Origin of the sequence: Paenibacillus glycanilyticus NBRC 16618 (assembly GCF_004000805.1) — a bacterium.
Lineage (GTDB): Bacteria > Bacillota > Bacilli > Paenibacillales > Paenibacillaceae > Pristimantibacillus > Pristimantibacillus glycanilyticus.
Genome location: NZ_BILY01000082.1, coordinates 1 through 5,792, shown reverse-complemented (window position 1 = coordinate 5,792; position 5,792 = coordinate 1). Strand labels below are relative to the sequence as shown.

Genomic DNA, 5,792 nt, shown 5'->3' with positions numbered 1-5,792 from the left:
CACCCGCAAAACGGGTTGGAATCGGATTCTTAACGATGTGCGACATCGTTAAGCCGGTCGCGATCGCCGGAAACGAGGGGCTTAACGATACGGCAGATCGTTAAGCTCCTCCTCAGAGGAGCGCATCGCCTCTGAAGAGCCTCCGACCGACCATGATCAGCCCGTTTTAACCTTCATATAGGTCGAATTGGGTCGAAAATTTTACTTTTGGTGAAATGTTAAAGTATGATGGATACATAAGAAGTTTTCGTGAGATTTTACCGTGGTATGGAGGGAATTCCCATTACGAACATGATGTTGAACGACGCAATGACGATGCTCAAGCTGACAAGCCGGACCTTTTACATTCCCATAAGCAAGCTGATACCGGAGTTGAAAGAAGCCGTGTCGTCCGCCTACCTGTGCATGAGAGCAATTGACGAGGTAGAAGACGACGAGAAGCTGCCGGCTCCGATCAAAAAAGAACTGCTGCTTGGAGCAGCGCAAGCGATGAAATCGCAAAATATCGAGGAATCGCTTCATCAAGTGTGGCAGCCTTACCGGGATAGGCTTCCCGAAGTTACGGTGAGGATGTCCGAATGGGCGCAGCTGTGTCCGGCAGGCATTGCGCCTACCGTATACAACTACATTACGATGATGGCTGAGCAGATGGCGGATTGGGTTGGAACCTCGTGGAATATCCGCACGGAAGAGGATCTGGACAAGTACACCTACAGCGTTGCCGGGATGGTAGGCGAAATGCTGTCCGATATCTGGCGCTGGTATGACGGAACGGAGACCGATCGCGTAAAAGCGGTTGCATTCGGCCGCGGCTTGCAAGCGGTTAACATTATGCGTAACCGGTCGGAGGATATGGAACGCGGCGTTGACTTCTTTCCGGATGGCTGGGACCTGAAGGATATGCTGAGTTACACCCGGCGTAATCTGAAGCTGGCGGATGAGTATCTCGCGGATTTGAAAAAAGGTCCTGCGCGCACCTTCTGCCAAATCCCGTTGTCCCTTGCCCATGCAACCGTTAACCTGATTGCCGTCGGCGGCAATAAACTGACGCGGGACGCCGTGCTGAAGATCGTCAGCAAAATCAAGTAAATCCATACAAAAGAAAGTGCCCCACAGCACGGTGCTGTGGGGCTAAGTATTTATATTATTAAAAGGGGGGTTGAGTTCTATTATAGGCAATGTTCATTAAAGAAAGATGAACGTTACATTTCGAGTATGTTACAAATTTTAACCAAACAATTCCAATCGCTTAGGTGAGCCTATGCCCGCCGTCCACATGCTGGACGGTACCGGTAACAAACGAGTTTTGGATCAGATAAAGCACGCATAACGCAACATCCGAAGCAGAGCCGATCCGCTTAGCGGGAAGCTTTCCGGCCACCGCATGATACAGCTGATTTCGCGCGTCCTCCGGCATTTTGCTTCGGGAAGGCGTATCGATAATACCGGGAGAGACCACGTTGACCCGGATCGGGGCAAGCTCAAGCGCAAGCGTCTGTCCCAGATTCGAGACGGCTGCGTTAACCGCCCCCAAAGCCGCTGATCCCGCCATCGCTTTATAGGCTGCAACTCCCGAAAATAAAGTAATGGACCCTCCGTCGGCAAGCTTAGCCGCACCGTATTTGGCCGCATAGTATTGTCCCCAGAATTTATTCTCGAACAGCTCTCGGGAACGGGCCGATTCGGTCTGAAGGAAAGAACCGCCCGAGGTTTCGGCCGCGCTTACTACAAGATGATTCAGATCCCCAACCTTCTCGAAAAAAAGCTTCACTTGTTCCTCATCGGTTGTATCCAGCACGTAAGCGGATGCGGCAGGACCCAATTGGTTGGCAGCCGCCTGAAGCTTAATCTCCGAACGGCTTGCAATAATCACTTCCGCTCCTTGCTCGATAACCTGCCGTGCCGTCTCCAGTCCTATCCCCGAGCTTCCCCCGATAATGGCAATTCTTTGACTCTGCAGCATGTTTGATTCCTCCCAATTTGAATGGATGAGCGCTTTGCTCTTGCAATGAGCACAGCATACCGCCAACAATTCCGTTTGGGAAGTAGTGTTATTTTATTCATATAGTTACCGGAAAGTAAGTATTGTGCGGGAACGAGGCTAACGGGTTTATTTTATTTTTCAGCCAGTGTAAGGCCAAACCGTTTCAATTCGATAAAAATCCCCTCCAGCTGCCTGCCCCTCTCCGTTAACGTATACTCCACTCTAGGCGGCACCTCCGGATATACCTTACGCCCGATAATCCCTTTTGCTTCGAGCTCTTTCAGTCTGAGCGACAGCGTCTTGGGGCTGATGCCTTCCATTCCTTTCAGCAGATCGCTGAAGCGTAACGTTCCCTCGATCAGGAGATCGCGGATAATAAGGAAGGTCCATTTGGTTCCTATGACGTCCAGCGCGGCTTCAATCGGACACGGCTCGCCTGGTGTTCCTTTGTTTAATGCAACAGGTTCAATCACGTTGTCTCCATCCTTCCCTTGGAAAACTCTGTCTATTGCTCTCATAGTAGCATAATCCATCGCTCCGGAGGAGTAGCTGTCCAAGCCGAATCGAGGGACGCGCATACGATAAAAGGCAGGTAATCTAGCAGCGAAAGGAGAGAGTCGGTATGGCAGCAAAGGGGAAAGGCAACCGGGAAAACCAGGTATATTCAAACCGGGTCGTACGTTCGGAGTTCGATAAAAATTGGAGAAGTGTTATTACGGGAAGCGGGTATTTCGTCTATATTGCGAAGAGAAACAATGCCCAAGTCACGGTTTTGCTTACAACGGGCGCGGAAAAACTCATTACTTTCAACAAAGGCGGCAAGGTATTCGTAGGCTCCGGCGGCGTCAGTCATTATACAAAGCCGCATTGGGTGAAAAACCTATAGCGGACTAACCTCTTGGAGCCTGAGCGTTGCGGTTTCCAAGGGGTTATTTTTATAGTAAGATGGGTTTGTTAGGATTCGGATGCAGGGAGAGATAGAGTCATGAACGATTTGATGAAGACATTGCTTGCACAGGAAGAGGAGCTTCAATTCGATTCCTTCACCAATGAGGACGCGCTGCAATTAGGCAATATCGTGGTACAGCATGCGAAGGATGCAATCGGCAAAGGGATTGCCGTACATATCGAGAACGATGAGCATCCGCTGTATACCCACTACATGGCGGGTACTTCGAAGGACAATATTTACTGGGTGAATACGAAGAAAAATGTTGTGAACCATTTTGGCCACAGCTCTTTATATGTTGGCGAGATGTTCCGTGACCAAGGGACAACGTTCCCGGAAAGCTCGGGCTTGCCGCTGTCCGACTATCAAGGCGAAGGCGGATCGTTCCCGATTATCGTCCGCGGCCAAGGCAAAGTCGGCACGATTACCGTATCCGGTCTGACCGGCGAAGAAGACCATCAAGCGGCGGTAGACGGCATCCGCAAGTTTTTGAAGAAGTAGCAGGGCGGTACAATGAATAGACACCTCCGTTTTAATCGTCCCGATTAGGTATGGAGGTGTTTTTATGTTTGCCTGCGGTTGAAAGGAGATAGTCCGGATGAGGGCGAAAGCTATTTTTCTTGATTTTTACGGGACGCTGGTGCATGAAGACGACGATATTTTACCGCCGATCTACGATCAGATCCGGGCAAGCATGGAGACCTCTAGCGAGCCTGGCGAGATTGGTCAATATTGGTGGAAAACGCTGTCGGGCTTGTTTGATGCCAGCTTCGACGATCGGTTTAAGCCGCAGCGGGAGCTGGGGCTTCTGTCTCTTGCCGAGACGCTGGCGCATTTCGGTTCGGATTGTTCGGCGGAGCAGCTGATCCGCGGGCAGTTTGATCACTGGATGAAGCCGGAATTGTATGAAGACACCCTGCCTTTTCTCTCGACATTCCGTCATCTTCCGATTTATATTTTATCCAATATCGATACGGCGGATATTGCGGCAGCGGCTATGGTTCACGGGATAAAAGTGACGGACATCATTACCAGCGAGGATGTACGGGCTTATAAGCCGCGTCCGGAATTGTTCCTTGAGGGCATGAAGCGCTGCGGTCTAAAGCCTTCGGAGATTGTGCATATCGTTGACTCCTATAGCAGTGATGTTATCGGAGCAGGCAGGCTAGGGATTCGGACGATCTGGCTGAACCGGCTCCATAAACGGCAGCCGCATGGGCCTGAGCCGGATTATGTTTGTTACGATTTAAAAGCGGCTGAACAGTGGCTGCTGCAGAGCAAGGAAAACGAAGCGAGATAAGAAGCAGATGCTTTTGGGAGGATCAAGATGGACAAGCCGCTGACTGGCGTGGGTGCAACTTACGAGCATAGCAAGCTGCTCGTGGACAGCTACCGGAGATGGACGGGGCAGGAGTTGATGCCCGTTGAGAATAGCAGGGAGAAAGGGCTGGAGGAGCTGCTGTTTACGGCTCCGAGAGTGATTTTGTCGCATGGGACGGAAAGCGATCCGGTGCTGAATTACGGCAACCGGATGGCACTGGAGCTGTGGGAGATGTCGTGGGAACAGCTTACGAGCACGCCTTCGCGGCTTACGGCAGAGCCGATGGAACGGGCGGAACGGGACCGGTTTTTTACGCAGGTGACGGCAAACGGTTATGTCGATAATTATACCGGTATCCGGATATCCAGATCGGGACGGAGGTTCTATATCGTTAACGCTACGGTGTGGAATCTGGTGGATGAGCAGGGGATTTACAGAGGACAGGCGGCGACCTTCCTGGATTATAAGTACTTGTAGGGTTCTCTGCGCTGCAACCTTTAATTGTTAAGGCTTGTCCCGTTATTTATCTAGTTACAAGCTGCCGGAGAGAGATTTATACTAGGAAGAGATTAGCTGACAGGAGATGAGCCTAAGTCGTTATGTTAATTCAATCCGTTAATACGTCCAGCAAGGCTGTTGCTTTTACGTTTGATGATGGACCCAATCCGGTGTACACGCCGGAGCTGCTGGAGATTTTCGCTGAAGCCGGGGGAAAAGCAACCTTCTACATGATCGGCGAGCAAATCGCCGCTCATCCGGAGGTAGCGAGGCTTGTCCATGAGCAGGGGCATGAGATCGGCAACCATTCGTATACGCATCCCAATATGACCGAGCTGTCGGATGAGGAATTCGAAAGCGAGCTCTCGCGTACAGAGGAGCTTATCAAGCAAGTCACGGGAACGAGGGCTGCAACGATGCGTCTGCCTTATCTGGCAGGGGACGAAAGAGTGCAGGCGATTCTTGAACGCGAGGGATATCCGTCTATTGGCGCTTTGAACATGGATGCGAAGGATTGGGATATGCCGGGCGTTGACCATATCCTCGAAACGACGCGCAGGGAAGTGCGCAATGGCAGTATCTTGATCTTCCACGACGGATTCGGCGACCGTTCGCAGTCGGTGGAAGCGGTGCGCGTGCTGACGAAGGAGCTGACGGCGAGCGGGTACCGGCTGGTAACTGTAAGCGAGCTGCTTCGCTTGGCCGAGTAGAACGGCCCGGGAAGCTTAACGATGCGGGGCATCGTTAAGCACGTGAAAAACCTGCGAAAAAGCAAGTAAAGCGCCCGAATCGCGCAGCTTAACGATGCGAGACATCGTTAAGGCGGTAAAAAGGGCGTAAGCGGGATGCTTAACGATGCGCGACATCGTTAAGCACGTGAAAAATGCGCGAAAAAGCGTGTAAAGCGCCCGAATCGCGCAGCTTAACGATGCTAGACATCGTTAAGGTGGTAAAAAGGGCGTAAACCGGGAGGCTTAACGATGCGCGACATCGTTAAGCATGTGAAAAATGCGCGAAAAAGCGAGTAAAGCGCCCGGATC

At 51.5% G+C, this 5,792-nt stretch carries 8 protein-coding genes; 6 read left to right on the top strand and 2 right to left on the bottom strand.

The genetic code is table 11. From position 1 onward, the window contains the following. The first annotated feature begins 267 nt into the window (after positions 1 to 267). Positions 268 to 1,089 carry a squalene/phytoene synthase family protein gene (locus tag PGL01S_RS30550; protein ID WP_174806626.1) on the top strand — a complete coding sequence of 274 codons (822 nt, stop codon included), beginning with the start codon at positions 268 to 270 and terminating at the stop codon, positions 1,087 to 1,089. Positions 1,090 to 1,249: 160 nt separating this feature from the next. On the opposite strand, the gene PGL01S_RS30545 is transcribed toward PGL01S_RS30550, so the two are convergent. Both PGL01S_RS30545 and PGL01S_RS30540 read right to left on the bottom strand, forming a co-directional pair. Next, on the bottom strand, positions 1,250 to 1,963 hold the full coding sequence (locus tag PGL01S_RS30545; RefSeq protein WP_127499508.1) for an SDR family oxidoreductase: 714 nt from the start codon (positions 1,961 to 1,963) through the stop codon (positions 1,250 to 1,252). A gap of 152 nt (positions 1,964 to 2,115) precedes the next feature. Beyond that, positions 2,116 to 2,502: a winged helix-turn-helix transcriptional regulator gene (locus PGL01S_RS30540; RefSeq protein ID WP_127499506.1), complete on the bottom strand. Its 387-nt coding sequence runs from the start codon at positions 2,500 to 2,502 to the stop codon at positions 2,116 to 2,118. A gap of 104 nt (positions 2,503 to 2,606) precedes the next feature. Here PGL01S_RS30540 and PGL01S_RS30535 point away from each other — a divergent pair, with 104 nt between their 5' ends. From PGL01S_RS30535 to PGL01S_RS30515, 5 genes are all read left to right on the top strand, one after another. Beyond that, positions 2,607 to 2,870, top strand: a complete 264-nt coding sequence (locus tag PGL01S_RS30535; RefSeq protein WP_127499504.1) for a hypothetical protein — start codon at positions 2,607 to 2,609, stop codon at positions 2,868 to 2,870. Between the two features lie 99 nt (positions 2,871 to 2,969). Further along, on the top strand, positions 2,970 to 3,434 hold the full coding sequence (locus PGL01S_RS30530) for a heme-degrading domain-containing protein (protein WP_127499502.1): 465 nt from the start codon (positions 2,970 to 2,972) through the stop codon (positions 3,432 to 3,434). 97 nt (positions 3,435 to 3,531) lie between these two features. Further along, positions 3,532 to 4,233 (top strand): HAD family hydrolase, encoded by a 702-nt coding sequence (locus PGL01S_RS30525; RefSeq protein WP_127499500.1) that lies wholly within the window; start codon positions 3,532 to 3,534, stop codon positions 4,231 to 4,233. Positions 4,234 to 4,260: 27 nt separating this feature from the next. Continuing rightward, the gene (locus PGL01S_RS30520) at positions 4,261 to 4,731 is read left to right on the top strand and encodes an MEKHLA domain-containing protein (protein WP_127499497.1); all 471 of its coding nucleotides are present in this window, start codon (positions 4,261 to 4,263) and stop codon (positions 4,729 to 4,731) included. Between the two features lie 122 nt (positions 4,732 to 4,853). Continuing rightward, a complete protein-coding gene (locus PGL01S_RS30515) occupies positions 4,854 to 5,462 on the top strand; it encodes a polysaccharide deacetylase family protein (RefSeq protein WP_127499495.1) in 609 nt (202 codons plus the stop codon). Positions 5,463 to 5,792 lie beyond the last annotated feature (330 nt).